The organism is Micromonospora sp. NPDC126480 (assembly GCF_040302465.1).
Taxonomy (GTDB): Bacteria; Actinomycetota; Actinomycetes; order Mycobacteriales; family Micromonosporaceae; genus Micromonospora.
The window spans coordinates 222133-238253 of record NZ_JBEORU010000003.1 but is presented as its reverse complement, the minus strand read 5'-3'; the positions used below and the strand labels follow the sequence as shown (position 1 = coordinate 238253).

At 71.9% G+C, this 16121-nt stretch carries 11 protein-coding genes; 10 read left to right on the top strand and 1 reads right to left on the bottom strand.

Translation table 11 applies throughout. From position 1 onward, the window contains the following. Positions 1-123: 123 nt before the first annotated feature. The 6 genes from ABTW87_RS04385 (at position 124) to ABTW87_RS04360 (ending at position 8044) form a co-directional block, all read left to right on the top strand. Positions 124-1410: an ABC transporter substrate-binding protein gene (locus ABTW87_RS04385; RefSeq protein WP_350648406.1), complete on the top strand. Its 1287-nt coding sequence runs from the start codon at positions 124-126 to the stop codon at positions 1408-1410. 66 nt (positions 1411-1476) lie between these two features. Then, complete coding sequence (locus tag ABTW87_RS04380) at positions 1477-2475, top strand: carbohydrate ABC transporter permease (RefSeq protein WP_350648405.1); 999 nt, start codon at positions 1477-1479, stop codon at positions 2473-2475. 53 nt (positions 2476-2528) lie between these two features. Next, complete coding sequence (locus ABTW87_RS04375) at positions 2529-3431, top strand: carbohydrate ABC transporter permease (protein WP_350648403.1); 903 nt, start codon at positions 2529-2531, stop codon at positions 3429-3431. Continuing rightward, complete coding sequence (locus ABTW87_RS04370; RefSeq protein ID WP_350648401.1) at positions 3428-5860, top strand: glycosyl hydrolase 2 galactose-binding domain-containing protein; 2433 nt, start codon at positions 3428-3430, stop codon at positions 5858-5860. Before ABTW87_RS04375 ends, ABTW87_RS04370 begins: the two co-directional genes overlap by 4 nt. 124 nt (positions 5861-5984) lie before the next feature. Next, positions 5985-6317 carry an ArsR/SmtB family transcription factor gene (locus ABTW87_RS04365; protein WP_350648399.1) on the top strand — a complete coding sequence of 111 codons (333 nt, stop codon included), beginning with the start codon at positions 5985-5987 and terminating at the stop codon, positions 6315-6317. Further along, positions 6314-8044, top strand: coding sequence for a SulP family inorganic anion transporter (locus tag ABTW87_RS04360; RefSeq protein ID WP_350648397.1), 1731 nt, complete (start codon positions 6314-6316; stop codon positions 8042-8044). The genes ABTW87_RS04365 and ABTW87_RS04360 overlap by 4 nt, the downstream gene beginning before the upstream one ends. Here the strand turns inward: ABTW87_RS04360 and ilvD are convergent. Then, positions 8023-9870, bottom strand: a complete 1848-nt coding sequence (gene ilvD, locus ABTW87_RS04355; RefSeq protein ID WP_350648395.1) for a dihydroxy-acid dehydratase — start codon at positions 9868-9870, stop codon at positions 8023-8025. The genes ABTW87_RS04360 and ilvD overlap by 22 nt on opposite strands. A 111-nt stretch (positions 9871-9981) precedes the next feature. Between ilvD and ABTW87_RS04350 the strand changes: the two genes are divergently transcribed. The 4 genes from ABTW87_RS04350 (at position 9982) to ilvC (ending at position 16058) form a co-directional block, all read left to right on the top strand. Then, positions 9982-12357: a putative bifunctional diguanylate cyclase/phosphodiesterase gene (locus tag ABTW87_RS04350; RefSeq protein ID WP_350648393.1), complete on the top strand. Its 2376-nt coding sequence runs from the start codon at positions 9982-9984 to the stop codon at positions 12355-12357. Positions 12358-12594: 237 nt separating this feature from the next. Next, positions 12595-14475 carry an acetolactate synthase large subunit gene (locus tag ABTW87_RS04345; RefSeq protein ID WP_350648391.1) on the top strand — a complete coding sequence of 627 codons (1881 nt, stop codon included), beginning with the start codon at positions 12595-12597 and terminating at the stop codon, positions 14473-14475. Beyond that, a complete protein-coding gene (gene ilvN / locus ABTW87_RS04340; protein ID WP_073832451.1) occupies positions 14475-14990 on the top strand; it encodes an acetolactate synthase small subunit in 516 nt (171 codons plus the stop codon). Before ABTW87_RS04345 ends, ilvN begins: the two co-directional genes overlap by 1 nt. 54 nt (positions 14991-15044) lie before the next feature. Next, positions 15045-16058, top strand: coding sequence for a ketol-acid reductoisomerase (gene ilvC, locus ABTW87_RS04335; RefSeq protein ID WP_350648389.1), 1014 nt, complete (start codon positions 15045-15047; stop codon positions 16056-16058). The last annotated feature ends 63 nt before the right edge of the window (positions 16059-16121 follow it).

The following is a 16121-nucleotide window of genomic DNA, read 5'->3' as shown; positions in this document are numbered from 1 at the left end:
GGACCTCCCGGTTGATCGACCGTTGACACGGTGGCAGGGTGCTCGTACGGTGGCGTCACTTATCCGGTTCAGTAGACGTCTCTCGATGACGGGAGCGTTTCCAAGATTGCTGTGGAGGATGTGATGACGCGATCCCTGACCCGGTGGGCCGGGACAGCCGCGGTCGGCGCGGTGAGTCTGGTCCTGGTGGCGGCGTGCAGTGGCAACAGTGGCGGCGGCGGCTCCGAGCCCGGCGGCCCGGTCACCCTCAAAATCAACTTCTGGGGCGACTTCGGACTCGACGAGCTCAAGGCGAAGTACGAGGACGCCAATCCGAACGTCAAGATCAGCCTCAACACCGGCGAGTACAACGCCCAGCACGAGGACCTCCAGAAGAAGCTCATCGCCGGGTCGGGCGCGCCCGACATCGCCGCCATCGACGAGGGCTTCGTGATCCAGTTCCGGGGCCAGGCGGACAAGTTCGTCAACCTGCTCGACAAGGGCGCCGGCAAGTACGAGAGCAGTTACCTGCCCTGGAAGTGGAAGCAGACCTTGACGCCGGACGGCAAGACGCAGATCGGTCTCGGCACCGACGTCGGCGGCCTGGCCATGTGCTACCGCACCGACCTGTTCAAGGCCGCCGGCCTGCCCACCGAACGGGACCAGGTGTCCGCCCTCTGGCCCAGCTGGGACCAGTTCGTCGCGGTCGGTCAGCAGTACACCGCCAAGAGCGGCAAGAAGTTCATCGACTCGGCCACCAACATCTTCAACCCGGTCCTCGGGCAGCAGCAGGTCGGCTTCTACGACGAGAACGAGACCCTGCGGATGGACGGCGGCCCGAAGGTCGCCTTCGACGTGGCGGCGAAGATGATCGCCGCGGACCTGTCGGCCAACCTCGCCGCGTTCTCGCCCGAGTGGAACAGCGGCTTCGTGAAGGGCAACTTCGCCGTCCTCGCCTGCCCCGCCTGGATGCAGGGGCACATCAAGAACACCGCGCCCGGCACCAGCGGCAAGTGGGACGTCGCCGCGATCCCGGGCGGCGGCGGCAACTGGGGTGGCTCCTTCCTCACCATCCCGAAGCAGGGCAAGAACGTCGACGAGGCGTACAAGTTCCTGGAGTGGCTGATCCAGCCCGAGCAGCAGATCGAGATCTTCAAGCAGGTGGGCAACCTGCCCTCGCAGCCGGCGCTCTACCAGGACCCGGCGATCAAGGACTTCACCAACCCGTTCTTCAGCAACGCCCCGGTCGGCCAGATCTTCGCCAAGACGGCGGAGAACCTGACCCCGCAGTACCTGGGCAAGAAGAACGGCCCGACCCGGGTCGCGGTGGAGAACGTGATCAACCGCCTGGCCACCGGCAACCTGAAGGGCAAGCCCGACCAGGCGTGGGCCGAGGCGGTCAAGGAAGCCGAGAAGGCCGCCAAGTCCTGACCGTACGCGTCCCGGCCGGGCGGATCCCCGGATCCGCCCGGCCGGCCGCCCTGCCTGGAGGTCCCGATGTCCACCACCCGAGCCGTCCCGCCCGCCGCGCGGCGGACCGCGCCGGCGGCGCCCGGCGGGCAGCGCGCGCCGGTGTCCCTGCGCGACCGCCTGTACCGCTTCGACACGCGGTACGTGCCGTACCTGCTGATCGCCCCGTTCTTCCTGCTCTTCGCGGTCTTCGGGCTCTTCCCGATCGCGTTCAACGCGGTCGTCGCGTTGCGCAACTGGCGGCTGGACGACCCGACGTTGACCGGCTGGGCGGGGCTGGCGAACTTCGAACGGCTGCTGACCGACGGCGACTTCTGGAACGCCCTCTACAACACGTTCGGCATCTTCCTGCTCTCCACCGTGCCGCAACTGCTGCTCGCGCTGGTCGTGGCGTCCCTGCTCAACCGGCGGCTGCGGGCGCAGACCTGGTTCCGGGTGGGCGTGCTGCTGCCGTACATCACGCCGGTCACCGCCTCGACGCTGATCTTCTCGGTGGTGTTCGCCCGGGACACCGGCATCGCCAACTGGGCGCTGTCGCTGCTCGGCATCGGTGAGACCGAGCCGATCGACTGGCGCTCGGCCAAGTGGTCGTCCTGGATCGCCATCGCCACGATGGTCAACTGGAAGTGGATCGGCTACAACGCACTGCTCTACCTGGCCGCCATGCAGTCGATCCCGCGCGACGTGTACGAGGCCGCGGCGGTCGACGGTGCCGGGCCGTGGCGGCAGCTGTGGCGGATCACCGTGCCGATGATCCGGCCAGTAGTGATCTTCACCGTGGTGCTGTCCACAATCGGCGGGCTCCAGCTGTTCACCGAGCCGATGCTCTTCGATTCCAATCCGGCACTCGCCACCGGTGGCGCGGACGGGGAGTGGCAGACCATCGCGCAACTCATCTACAAGGTCGGCTGGCGCGATCTCAATCTCGGGTACGCCGCCGCGATGTCCTGGGCTCTCTTCCTGATCATCCTGATCGTCGCGGCCGGAAACGCGCTGATCACCAACCGCCTGGGAGGTGGCCGGTGAGCGCGAGGAGTGAGCTTGCGAGCCCCGCAGTCGCGAACGAGAGGGGGACAGCGATGACGGCCACCGTGTCGGGCCGCCGGGACCGGCGGCGGGCCGCCCTGATGGGCCGGGCCCCGCAGAACACGCCGGGCAGCGGCTGGAGCTACCTGTTCCTGGCGGTGGTGATCGCCTTCTCGGCGTTTCCCCTGTACTGGATGTTCGTCATCGCCACAAACACCGACGAGGCGCTGGCGAAGATCCCGCCGCAGGTGCTGCCGGGCGGGCAACTGCTGACGAACCTGCGCGAGGTCTTCTCGATGCAGGACGTCTTCTTCATGCAGTCCCTGGTCAACAGCGTGATCGTCTCGTCCGTGGTCACCGCCTCGGTGCTCTTCTTCTGCTCGCTGGCCGGGTTCGCGTTCGCCAAACTCCGCTTCAAGGGGCGGCACGCGCTGATGGTCATGGTGATCCTGACCATGACGGTGCCGAACCAGCTCGGCGTGGTGGCGCTCTACATCCTGATGGGGAAGATGCCCGGCGAGGGCGGCTGGAACGGCACCCTGCTCGCCGTCATCGTGCCCGGCCTGGTCAGCGCCTTCGGCGTCTTCTACATGCGGCAGTTCATCCTCGAGGCGGTCCCCGACGAACTCATCGAAGCCGCCCGGGTGGACGGCGCCACCACCATGCGGATCTTCTGGAGCGTGGTGGTGCCGGCCGTCCGGCCGGCCATGGCGGTGCTCGGGCTGCTCACCTTCGTCGCCACCTGGAACGAGTTCCAGTGGCCGTTGATCACCCTCGGCGGCACCGACTACCCGACCTCGATGGTGGCCCTGTCCGACCTGGCCAGCGGCAACTACGTGCTCTACCGCCGGGTGCTGGCCGGTGCCCTGATCGCCACCCTGCCCCTGCTCGTCATGCTGTTCATCGGTGGACGTCAGATCGTCCGCGGAATCATGGAAGGTGCGGTGAAGTCGTGATCCCGTTGCACGAGGGCTGGACCCTGCGGGCGCTACCCGGGCCGCAGGTGCCGGCCGGCATCGCCGACCGGGCGGTGCCCGCCACCGTCCCCGGCTGCGTCCACACCGACCTGCTTTCGGCCGGGCTCATCCCGGACCCGTACCTGGACGACAACGAGACGCGCCTGGCCTGGATCGGGCGCACCGACTGGGTGTACGAGACCACCTTCGACCGGCCGTCGGGGGACCACCAGCGGCTCGACCTGGTCTGCGCCGGCCTGGACACCGTCGCCACGGTGACCCTCAACGGCGTCGAGGTCGGCCGAACCGAGAACATGCACCGCGGCTACCGCTTCGACGTCACCGCGCTGCTGCGGGCGACGGAGAACCGGCTCGCGATCCGCTTCGACTCCGCCTACCGGTACGCCGAGGCGCACCGCGACCGGCTCGGCGACCGGCCCAACGCCTACCCGGAGCCGTTCCCGTTCATCCGCAAGATGGCCTGCAACTTCGGCTGGGACTGGGGGCCGACCCTGGTCACCGCCGGTATCTGGCGGGAGATCGGCCTGCACGGCTGGTCGACCGCGCGGCTGGCGACCGTCCGCCCACTAATCACAGTGGACGGTGGGCACGGCAGGGTCGACCTGCACGTCGAGGTCGAGCGGGCCGCCGACCGGCCGCTGCGCGTCCGGGCCACCGTCGGCGGGACCGGCGCCGAGGCGCGGATCGAGGCGGGGGAGCGCACGGCCGTGCTGGCCCTCACCGTCCGCGACGCCGAGCTGTGGTGGCCCCGAGGGTACGGCGACCAGCCGCGCTACGCCCTGGACGTGGTTCTCGACGACGGCGACGGCGCGGTGCTCGACACCTGGTCGCGGCGGATCGGGTTCCGGTCGGTGCGGATCGACACCACCCCGGACGCGCACGGCGCGCCGTTCGCGCTGCACGTCAACGACGTGCCGGTCTTCGTCCGGGGGGCCAACTGGATCCCGGACGACGTCTTCCCCACCCGGATCACCCGGGACCGGCTGGCCCGGCGGTTCGACCAGGCCGCCGACGCCAACGTCAACCTGCTGCGGGTCTGGGGCGGCGGCCGGTACGAGTCGGAGGACTTCTACGACCTCGCCGACGAGCGCGGCCTACTGGTGCAGCAGGACTTCCTCTTCGCCTGCGCCGCGTACCCCGAGGAGGAGCCGTTCGCCGGCGAGGTGGCCGCCGAGGCGGCCGAGCAGGTGGTCCGCCTCGCCCCGCACCCGTCGCTGGTGCTGTGGACCGGCAACAACGAGAACATCTGGGGCTGGCACGACTGGGACTGGCAGGAGCCGCTCGCCGGGCGCACCTGGGGCCGGGGCTACTACCTGGACCTGCTGCCCCGGACCGTCGCCGACCTGGACCCGACCCGCCCGTACTGGCCGGGCAGCCCCTGGTCCGGCAGCGAGCAGATCCACCCCAACGACCCGGCGTACGGGACCACGCACATCTGGGACGTCTGGAACACCGACGACTACACGAAGTACCGCGCGTACGTGCCCCGGTTCGTCGCCGAGTTCGGCTGGCAGGCGCCGCCGGCGTACGCGACGCTGCGCCGGGTGCTGTCCGACGAGCCGCTGGCACCCGACTCGCCCGGGATGGCCCACCACCAGAAGGCCACCGACGGGGACCGCAAGCTGCGGCGGGGCATCGAGGCCCACCTGCCGCCGCCGCGGGACTTCGCCGACTGGCACTACCACACCCAGCTCACCCAGGCCCGGGCGATCCAGGTGGGGGTGGAGCACTTCCGCGCCCACCGGGACCGCTGCGCCGGCACGATCGTCTGGCAGCTCAACGACTGCTGGCCGGTCACCTCGTGGTCCGCCGTCGACGGCGACGGGCGCCGCAAGCCGCTGTGGTACGCGCTGCGCCGCGCGTACGCCGATCGGCTGCTCACCGTCCAGCCCCACGACGGCGGGCTGGCGTTGGTGGCGGTCAACGAGACCGGGGAGCCGTGGCGCGTCACCGCCACCGTGACCCGGCTGACGCTGGCCGGGGAGCCCCGGGCCAAGGCGGCGGTCGAGCTGGCGGTGCCCGCGTACTCCTCCGGGGTGCGGGCCCTGGCGGCGGAGCTGGCGCGGCCGGACGAGCCCCGGGCGGAGTTGCTGCTCGCCGAGACGGACGAGGAGACCGGACGGGCGCTGTGGTTCTTCGCCGAGGACCGCGACGTGATGTGGCCGGCGGCGGAGTACGACGCGACGGTCGAGCCGGCCGGCGGCGGCCTCCGGGTCCGGGTGACCGCGCGCACGATCCTGCGCGACCTCACCCTGTTCCCGGACCGCCTCGACCCGGCGGCCGAGGTCGACGAGGCGCTTGTGACCCTGCTCCCCGGCGAGTCGGCGACGTTCACGGTCCGCGCCGCCGGCCCGCTGGACGCCGCCGCCCTCACCACCCACCCCGTCCTCCGCTGCGTGAACGACTGAAAGGAAGGGTCCCTTCTTAACGCCTCCGGTAGAGGAGGGGCCCCTTCTTAACAACCCTCGACGGCTGCCGACTTGAAGAATTCCGCAACTGCTAAAGTTGCCAAGTCGTTGGGGAGGGGATCACGTGTCGGTGCCGCTGTACCAGGCCAAGGCGGAGCTGTTCCGCACTCTCGGCCACCCGGTCCGTATCCGGGTGCTCGAGCTGCTGCAGGACGGCCCGCAACCCGTCCGCGACCTGCTCGCCGCCATCGACGTCGAGCCGTCCAACCTGTCCCAGCAGCTGGCCGTGCTGCGGCGCGCGGGCATGGTGACGTCGTACCGGGACGGCTCGCTGGTCATGTACGCGCTCAGCACCCCCGACGTGGCCGACCTGCTGGCCGCCGGGCGGCGCATCCTCGGCGCGGTGCTCACCGACCGGGACGCGCTCCTCGACGAGCTGCGCGGCGAGGACCGGTGACCCGGTTCCTCGGGCTGCTGCCCGGCCGGGCCGACTGGGCGGCCGTGCGCCGCTCGCCGAAGCGCGACCTGCTCGCCGGCCTGACGGTGGCGGTGGTGGCGCTGCCGCTGGCGCTGGCGTTCGGCGTCACCTCCGGCCTCGGCGCCGAGGCTGGGCTGGTCACCGCCGTCGTCGCCGGCGCGGTGGCCGCGATCTTCGGCGGGTCCAACCTCCAGGTTTCCGGCCCGACCGGCGCGATGACCGTGGTCCTGGTGCCGGTGGTGCACCAGTTCGGCGCCGCCGGCGTCCTGATGGTGGGCGCCATGGCCGGGATGCTGCTGATCGCGCTCGCGTTCGCCCGCCTGGGCCGGTACGTCCGCTACCTGCCGACCCCGGTGATCGAGGGCTTCACCGCCGGGATCGCCGTGGTCATCGCCCTGCAGCAGGTCCCGGCGGCGCTCGGGGTCACCGACGCGCACGGCGAGAAGGTCTGGGCGGTGGCGGCCGACGCGGTCGCCCGGTTCGTCGCCGACCCGCGGCCGGCGGCCCTGGCCGTGGCGCTCGGCGTGGCGGCCCTGATGCTGCTGGGCGCCCGGTGCCGGCCCGGTCTGCCGTTCTCCCTCATCGGCGTCGCCGCCGCGACGCTCGTCGCCGAACTCGTCCCGGTCGACCTGGTCCGCATCGGCGCGCTGCCGCAGGGGCTGCCAGCGCCCTCGCTGGGCTTCCTCGACCTGGGCGCGCTGGGGGTGCTGCTGCCCAGCGCGCTCGCGGTGGCCGCGCTCGCCGCGCTGGAGAGCCTGCTCTCGGCGACGGTCGCCGACGGGATGACGGTCGGCGAGCGGCACGACCCCGACCGGGAGCTCTTCGGGCAAGGGCTGGCCAACCTCGCGGCACCGGTCTTCGGCGGCATCCCGGCGACCGCCGCCATCGCCCGCACCGCCGTCAACGTACGCGCCGGTGCCGCGTCGAAGCTCGCCGCGCTCACCCACGCGGTCGCGCTGGCGTTCATCGTGCTCGCGGCGGCCCCGCTGGTCGGTCGCATCCCGCTCGCCGCGCTGGCCGGCGTACTGCTGGCCACGACGGTCCGGATGGTCGAGGCCGGGTCCCTGCGGGCGCTGCTGCGTGCCACCCGGGCCGACGCCGTGGTGCTGGTGCTGACCTTCGCCGTCACGGTCGTCTGGGATCTGGTCACCGCGGTGGTGGCCGGACTGGCCGTGGCGGTGGTCCTGGCCCTGAGGGCGGTGGCCCGCAGTGCCAGGCTCGAACAGGTGCCGCTCGACCCGGGCGAGCACAGCGCCGAGGAACACGCCCTTCTGGCCGAGCACATCGTCGCCTACCGGCTCGACGGGCCGCTCTTCTTCGCCGCCGCGCACAACTTCCTGCTGCAACTCGCCGAGGTGGCCGACGTCCGCGTCGTGATCCTGCGGATGTCCCGGGTGTCGACCATCGACGCGACCGGGGCGCAGGTGCTCGGCGACGCCATCGACCGGCTGCGGGGGCGCGGCATCGTGGTGCTGGTCTCCGGCATCACCCCGGGCCACGACCAGGTGCTCAGCGCCCTCGGAGTGGCCGACCGGCTGCGCCGCGAGGGGCTGGTCTTCGCGGACACGCCCGCCGCGATCGGGTACGCCCGGGCGGTCGCGCTCGGGCACCTGCCGGCACCCGACCCGGCGCGTCAAGAAGGGGCCCCTGCTCTACCGGAGACGTTAAGAAGGGGCCCTTCCTTTCACTCGGGGACGCGGCGGTAGGCGCCGTCGCTGGCCGAGGTGGCCATCGAGGCGTACGCGCGCAGCGCCGCCGAGACCGGCCGCTGCCGGTCGATCGGCGTGTACGGGCGGTCCCGCTTCTCCTGGGCGATCCGGCGGGCCTGGAGCACGTCGTCGGGCACGTTCAACTCGATGGAGCGGGCCGGGATGTCGATGACGATCTCGTCACCCTCCTCGACAAGCGCGATCAGGCCGCCGGAGGCCGCCTCGGGGGAGACGTGCCCGATGGACAGGCCGGAGGTGCCGCCGGAGAACCGCCCGTCGGTCAGCAGTGCGCAGGCCCGCCCCAGCCCGCGCCCCTTGAGGAACGAGGTGGGGTAGAGCATCTCCTGCATGCCCGGCCCGCCCCGGGGGCCCTCGTACCGGATCACCACCACGTCCCCGGCGACGATCTCCTTCGCCAGGATCGCCGACACCGCGTCGTCCTGGGACTCGTACACCTTGGCCGGACCACGGAACGTCAGGCACTCCTCGGGCACGCCGGCGGTCTTCACGACGCAGCCGTCCGGCGCCAGGTTGCCGTGCAGGATGGCGAGCCCGCCGTCGGCCGTGTACGCGTGCTCGCGGTCCCGGACGCAGCCGCCCGCGGCGTCGGTGTCCAGCGACGACCAGCGGTTGGTGGTGGAGAACGGTTCGGTCGTACGGACCCCGCCCGGGGCGGCGTGGAACAACTCCACCGCCTCCGGTGTCGCCGACCCGCCGCGCACGTCCCAGTCCGCCAGCCACTGGGACAGGCCGGGCGAGTGCACGGCGCGCACGTCCCGGTTGAGCAGGCCGGCGCGGTCCAGCTCGCCGAGGATGGCCGGGATGCCGCCGGCGCGGTGCACGTCCTCCATGTGGTACTGCGGCGAGTTCGGCGCGACCTTGGCCAGGCAGGGCACCCGCCGGGAGATGGCGTCGATGTCCGCGACGCCGAAGTCCAGCTCCGCCTCCCGGGCGGCGGCGAGCAGGTGCAGGATCGTGTTTGTCGACCCGCCCATCGCCACGTCCAGGGCGACCGCGTTCTCGAATGCCGGCCGCCCCGCGATCGACCGGGGCAGCACCGAGGCGTCGTCGCCCTCGTACCACCGCTTGGCGATCTCCACGACGGTGCGGCCGGCCTCGACGAAGAGCGACCGGCGCGCGGCGTGGGTGGCCAGGGTCGACCCGTTGCCCGGCAGGGCCAGGCCGATCGCCTCGGTGAGGCAGTTCATCGAGTTGGCGGTGAACATGCCCGAGCAGGAGCCGCAGGTCGGGCAGGCCGAGCGCTCGATGGCGTCGAGCTGCTCGGAGGTGACGGCCTCGTTGGACGCCGCGACCATCGCGTCGATCAGGTCGATCTTCGAGTGCACCACGCCCTCGATCGCGACCGTCTTGCCGGCCTCCATCGGGCCGCCGGAGACGAACACGGTCGGAATGTTCAGGCGCAGCGCGGCCAGCAGCATGCCCGGGGTGATCTTGTCGCAGTTCGAGATGCAGACCAGGGCGTCGGCGCAGTGCGCGTTGACCATGTACTCCACTGCGTCGGCGATCAGCTCCCGGCTGGGCAGCGAGTAGAGCATCCCGCCGTGGCCCATCGCGATGCCGTCGTCGACCGCGATCGTGTTGAACTCGCGGCCCACCCCGCCGGCCTCGGCGACCGCGTCGGCGACCAGGCCGCCGAGGTCCTTGAGGTGTACGTGACCCGGGACGAACTGGGTGAAGCTGTTGGCGATGGCGACGATCGGCTTGCCGAAGTCGTCGTCGGTCATCCCGGTGGCCCGCCACAGGGCCCGGGCGCCGGCCATCGTCCGACCGTGGGTGGAGGTCCTCGACCGCAGCTCAGGCATGCGTACCAGTCTGGCACTCCCGCCCGGGTGGTGGTTCCCCGCGCACGCCGTGTCCCAACAGATGCACACCCGGTATCCCACGAAGGGCGGCGATCCGGCACAGTTGAGGGCGTGCTGTCACCCCCGGGCATGCTCGCCGTAGCGGTGCTGAGTGCGCTCGTCGCCGTGTCCGCCGTGGCGCTGCTGGCCGTCGGCGCGCGTCGGCGGTCCGGCGGGCCGCGCCAGGCGTACGTGCTCCTCGCCGCAGCCGCCGGCGTCGGGCTGGTAGCGGTGCTGGTCGGGTGCGCCGTGGCGCTGGAGGCGGCCGGGCACGTCCACCACGGGCAGGCCCGGCGTACCGGCTGGGCCGAGGTGGTGGCGCTGATCACGGCGGCCAGCGGGCTCGTCTTCGCGGCCGGCGTGCTGCGGCTGCCCGGCGTGGCGCCCACCGGCGCGACGGCCGCCCGGCTGGCGCTGGACGGCGTGATCATCGCCACCGCGTTCTGGTTCGTCGGCTGGGTGCTCCTCTCCGAGCCGACCCGGCTGCTCGGCGACGCCACCCCGATGGCCTGCCAGCCGATCCTGTTCGCCACGGTGAGCGCGGCGCTGACCGCCGGCCTCGCCGTCATCGTGGTCTTCCGCTCCCCGCCCCCGCGGCTCCGGCTCGCGCCGCTCACCGGCGGCGTCAGCGCGGTGACCGTCGGCGGGCTCGGCATCGCCACCGGGCTCTGCCAGGCCGGCCCGGCGTTCGCGCTGGTGGGGGCCCTGGTGCTCGCCGCCGGGCTGCTGACCGTCGCGCTGTCCGCCCGCCGGCTCGACCCGCCCTGCCGGTTCGACGTCGACGTGATCCGCCGCGACAGCGACTACGCGTTCCTGCCGATGTTCGCGATGGCCGCCTCGGCGATGTACCACCTGCTCCAGGACGGCCGCTTCGACGCGTTGAGCATCGTCGCCGGCAGCGTGGAGGGCTTCGCGCTGGTGGCCCGCCAGTACCTGACCCTGCACGACGTCCGCAGGTACGCCGGCCGGCTGGCCGAGCGGGAGGCCCATTTCCGGGAGCTGGCCCACACCGACCCGTTGACCGGCCTGGCCAACCGGCGGGGTCTGCTGCGGGCCCTGCACCACTGCGCCGAGGCCGGCACCGCCTGCGTCCTGCTCACCCTCGACCTGGACGGCTTCAAGAACGTCAACGACATGCGCGGCCACGACGCGGGCGACGCCGTGCTGGCCGAGGTGGGCCGGCGGCTGCGCGGCAACCTGCGCCCGGGCGACGTGGCGGCGCGCCTCGGCGGTGACGAGTTCGCCGTGCTGATGCCCGGCCGCCCGGCCGACGGCGACCGGGTCGGCGAGCGGCTGCTGGGGGTGCTCGGCGCGGCGTACGACCAGCCCGAGGGGCCGGTCTTCCTGTCGGTGAGCATCGGCACCGCGGGCTGGGCCGGCGAGCCGGACGTCGAGCTGCTGCTGCGCCACGCGGACCTGGCCCTGCGGTACGCCAAGCAGCGCGGCAAGAACCGGATCGAGCGGTACGACGCCGCGTACGACAAGCTGCTGCGCCGGCGTACCACGCTCGAGCACGAGCTGCGCGGCGCGATCGAGCGCGACGAGCTGCGGCTGGCGTTCCAGCCGGTCGCCTCGTTGCCCTCGGTGCGTCCGGTCGGCGCCGAGGCGCTGCTCCGGTGGCACCACCCGGAGCTGGGCAACGTCCGTCCGGACGAGTTCATCCCGCTCGCCGAGGAGTGCGGGATGATCGCCAAGCTGGGGGAGTGGGTGCTGCACCAGGCCTGCCACCAGCTGTCCCGCTGGCTCGCCGACGGCCACGACGTGTGGGTGTCGGTGAACGTCTCGCCGCGGGAGCTGCACGCTCCGGAGTACGTGGTCCAGGTCGCCGAGGCGCTGCGCGCCCACCACGTCCCGCCGCAGCGTCTGGTGCTGGAGGTCACCGAGCACGCCGTCGCCACCGACCTGGACGAGCTGATCCGCCGGCTGACCGCGTTGCGGCGGACCGGGGTCCGGATCGCGCTCGACGACTTCGGTGCCGGCTACTCCTCGCTCGGGCAGTTGCGCCGCCTCCCGATCGACATCCTCAAGATCGACCACAGCCTGGTCGCCGAGCACGAGCCGGTCCGGCCGGTCGGCACCGACGGGCCGGCCTTCGCCCCGATGGTCGACATCGTCATGCGGCTGGGGCACCAGCTCGGCCTGGAGGTGATCGCGGAGGGCGTCACGAGCCCGACCGAGCTGGCCGCGGTCGTGGCGGCCGGTTGCCGCTTCGGTCAGGGCGCGGCCTTCGGCTGGGGGGTTCCGGCCGAGCACCTGGAGGCGATGCTGGAGGCGGCCACGTCGCCGAACGCGCGCCCCGCGCCGACCTCGGCGCCGCCCGCCCCACCGGGCGGTCCGACACCGCCCCGGCGGCTGCCGGCTCTTCCCGGTCCGCGGCCGCCCGTCTCTGAGCAGGCCGAACAGGGTGCTACGAGCCACCCGAACGGGGGATTTCGCAAGATCCATTAACCAACATGTGGGATCAGTTGACTCATCGCGTGAGATCCGTCAGGCTTGACCACATGTCGTCGTACCGGTCGCTGCGAGTACTTACCTGAGCGCGCTCTCCCTCACCGAGAGTGCGCTGGCCCCGTGCATCCTGCACGAGGGCTTTTTTGTTGCCGTCAGACCCCGTCGGTGCGGGCCCCGCCCGCGTTCCACCGCATGACAAAGCCGCACCCACTCCAGCCGAAGGCCTGAACCGCCATGACGAGACCCACGCCCGAGACCCTCGCCAACTCCGCCCGGCGGGCCCGCGCGGCCGCCGAGCCGGCGCGCGACGCCGACCAGGCCGTCCGCGCCGCGGCCGCCCCGACCGTCCCGGGGGTACGCACCCCCGCCCCGGCCCAGGTCTCCGGCGCCGGCTCCCTCGTGCGGTCCCTCGAAGCGCTCGGCGTCGACGTCGTCTTCGGCATCCCCGGTGGCGCGATCCTGCCGGCGTACGACCCGCTCTACGACTCCACCGTCCGGCACATCCTGGTCCGGCACGAGCAGGGCGCCGGGCACGCGGCCACCGGCTACGCCCAGGCCACCGGTCGGGTCGGCGTCTGCATCGCGACCTCCGGCCCCGGCGCGACGAACCTGGTCACGCCGATCGCCGACGCGTACATGGACTCGGTGCCCCTCGTCGCGATCACCGGCCAGGTCGCGCGGCCCTCGATCGGCACGGACGCGTTCCAGGAGGCGGACATCCAGGGCATCACCCTGCCGATCACCAAACACAACTTCCTGGTCCAGGACGCCGACGAGATCCCCCGGGTCCTCGCCGAGGCGTTCCACCTCGCCTCGACCGGCCGACCCGGCCCGGTCCTGGTGGACATCCCCAAGGACGTCCTCCAGGCCGCCACGACGTTCGCCTGGCCGCCGGCGCTCGACCTGCCCGGCTACCGGCCGACGCTGCACCCGCACGGCAAGCAGATCCGGGAGGCGGCCCGGCTGATGGCCGGCGCCCGCCGGCCGGTGCTCTACGTCGGCGGCGGTGTGCTCAAGGCCGGCGCCACCGAGGGGCTGCGCAAGCTCGCCGAGTCGACCGGCATCCCGGTGGTCACCACGCTGATGGCGCTCGGTGCGTTCCCCGACTCGCACAAGCAGCACCTGGGCATGCCCGGCATGCACGGGACGGTGGCCGCGGTCTACGGCCTGCAGAAGGCGGACCTGATCGTCGCGCTGGGCGCGCGGTTCGACGACCGGGTCACCGGCCGGTTGGACTCGTTCGCCCCGGACGCGACGGTCGTGCACGCCGACATCGACCCGGCCGAGATCGGCAAGAACCGCCACGCGGACGTGCCGATCGTGGGCGACGCCAAGCACGTCATCGACGAGCTGATCGCGGCGGTCACCACCGAGCAGGCGGCCGGGCACCGCCCGGACCTCGCCGACTGGTGGACCCAGCTCGACGACCTGCGCAAGCGCTACCCGCTGGGGTACGAGGAGCCGGCCGACGGCACCCTGTCGCCGCAGTACGTGATCAAGCGGCTGGGCGAGATCGCCGGCCCGGACGCGATCTACGTGGCCGGCGTCGGCCAGCACCAGATGTGGGCCTCCCAGTTCATCTCGTACGAGAAGCCGTATACCTGGTTGAACTCCGGCGGTCTCGGCACGATGGGGTACGCGGTGCCGGCGGCCATGGGCGCCAAGGTCGGCAAGCCGGACACGGTGGTCTGGGGCATCGACGGCGACGGCTGCTTTCAGATGACCAACCAGGAGCTGGCGACCTGCGCGCTGGAGGGCATCCCAGTCAAGATCGCCGTCATCAACAACGGCAACCTGGGCATGGTGCGGCAGTGGCAGACCCTGTTCTACGGGGAGCGCTACTCGAACACCGACCTCGGCACGCACAAGCACCGCATCCCCGACTTCGTGAAGCTGGCCGAGGCGCTGGGCTGCATCGGCCTGCGCTGCGAGACGGCCGAGGACGTCGACAAGACGATCGAGGCCGCGATGGCCATCAACGACGCCCCGGTGGTCATCGACTTCGTGGTCGGCAAGGACGCCATGGTGTGGCCGATGGTCGCCGCCGGCACCAGCAACGACGAGATCATGTTCGCCCGTGGCGTCCGCCCGGCCTTCGACGAGGATGACATCTGATGACCATGCACACCCTCAGCGTGCTCGTGGAGAACAAGCCCGGTGTCCTGGCCCGGGTGTCCGGCCTGTTCTCCCGGCGGGGCTTCAACATCGACAGCCTCGCCGTCGGCGAGACCGAGAACCCGGACGTCTCCCGGATCACCATCGTGGTCAACGCCGAGTCGTCCCCGCTGGAGCAGGTCACCAAGCAGCTCAACAAGCTGGTAAACGTACTGAAGATCGTCGAGCTGGACCCGCAGGTGTCGGTCGCCCGCGAACTCCTGCTGGTCAAGGTCCGCGCCGACCGCAACGCCCGGGGACAGGTGCTGGAGACGGTCAACCTGTTCCGCGCCCGGGTGGTGGACGTCGCACCGGACACGCTGACCATCGAGGCGACCGGCACCCCCGACAAGCTGGACGCGCTGCTGCGCGACCTCGAACCGTTCGGCATCAAGGAGATGGTCCAGTCCGGCACCGTCGCCATCGGGCGGGGCTCCCGCTCCATCACCGCCGGTCCGGCGCTCCGGGCCGCCTGACCCTCCACACCGACCACGACGGGCCGCCCGGGCCGCCGTACGAAAGGGAATTCCATGAGCGTTGAGGTGTACTACGACGACGACGCCGACCTGAGCCTGATCCAGGGCCGCAAGGTCGCGGTGATCGGCTACGGCAGCCAGGGCCACGCCCACGCGCTGTCGCTGCGGGACTCCGGCGTCGACGTGGTGATCGGCCTGAAGGAGGGCTCCAAGAGCCGGGCCAAGGCCGAGGAGCAGGGGCTGCGGGTGGTCACTCCCGCCGAGGCGGCGGCCGAGGCCGACGTCATCATGATCCTCGCTCCGGACACCGCGCAGCGCAGCCTGTACGCCGAGTCCATCGCGCCGCACCTGACCGCCGGCAAGGCGCTGTTCTTCGGCCACGGCTTCAACATCCGCTACGGCCTCATCACGCCGCCCGCCGACGTGGACGTGGCGATGGTGGCCCCGAAGAGCCCGGGTCACCTGGTCCGCCGCCAGTACGCCGACGGCAAGGGCGTGCCCTGTCTGGTCGCCGTCGAGCAGGACGCCAGCGGCAACGCCCTCGCGCTGGCCCTGTCGTACGCGAAGGGCATCGGCGGCACCCGGGCCGGTGCGATCCGCACCAGCTTCAAGGAGGAGACGGAGACCGACCTGTTCGGCGAGCAGGCGGTGCTCTGCGGCGGTGCCGCCGCGCTGGTGCAGACCGGTTTCGAGGTGCTCACCGAGGCCGGCTACGCGCCCGAGGTGGCGTACTTCGAGTGCCTGCACGAGCTGAAGCTCATCGTCGACCTGATGTACGAGGGCGGCATCGCGAAGATGCGCTACAGCATCTCCGACACCGCCGAGTACGGCGACCTCTCCCGCGGCCCGCGCGTCATCGACGCCCGGGTCAAGGAGGAGATGCGCAAGATCCTGGGCGAGATCCAGTCGGGCGAGTTCGCCCGCGAGTGGGTCGCCGAGGACGAGGCGGGCCGCCCGAACTTCAGCAAGTGGCAGGCCGAGGGCGCCGCGCACCCGATCGAGGAGACCGGTCGCAAGCTGCGCGGGATGATGAGCTGGGTGGACCGCCCGATCACCGAGACCGCCTGACCACGACCGCTCGTACGCCCGCGGCCCGACGCTCTCCCTCCCCGGCGTCGGGTCGCGGGCGTT

Excerpts from the sequence above, each read along its gene's own strand:
- ilvC (WP_350648389.1), top strand. The coding sequence starts at position 15,045 with ATGAGCGTTGAGGTGTACTACGACGACGACGCCGACCTGAGCCTGATC.
- ilvN (WP_073832451.1), top strand. The coding sequence starts at position 14,475 with ATGACCATGCACACCCTCAGCGTGCTCGTGGAGAACAAGCCCGGTGTC.
- ABTW87_RS04385 (WP_350648406.1), top strand. The coding sequence starts at position 124 with ATGACGCGATCCCTGACCCGGTGGGCCGGGACAGCCGCGGTCGGCGCG.
- ABTW87_RS04345 (WP_350648391.1), top strand. The coding sequence starts at position 12,595 with ATGACGAGACCCACGCCCGAGACCCTCGCCAACTCCGCCCGGCGGGCC.
- ABTW87_RS04380 (WP_350648405.1), top strand. The coding sequence starts at position 1,477 with ATGTCCACCACCCGAGCCGTCCCGCCCGCCGCGCGGCGGACCGCGCCG.
- ABTW87_RS04375 (WP_350648403.1), top strand. The coding sequence starts at position 2,529 with ATGACGGCCACCGTGTCGGGCCGCCGGGACCGGCGGCGGGCCGCCCTG.
- ilvD (WP_350648395.1), bottom strand. The coding sequence starts at position 9,870 with ATGCCTGAGCTGCGGTCGAGGACCTCCACCCACGGTCGGACGATGGCC.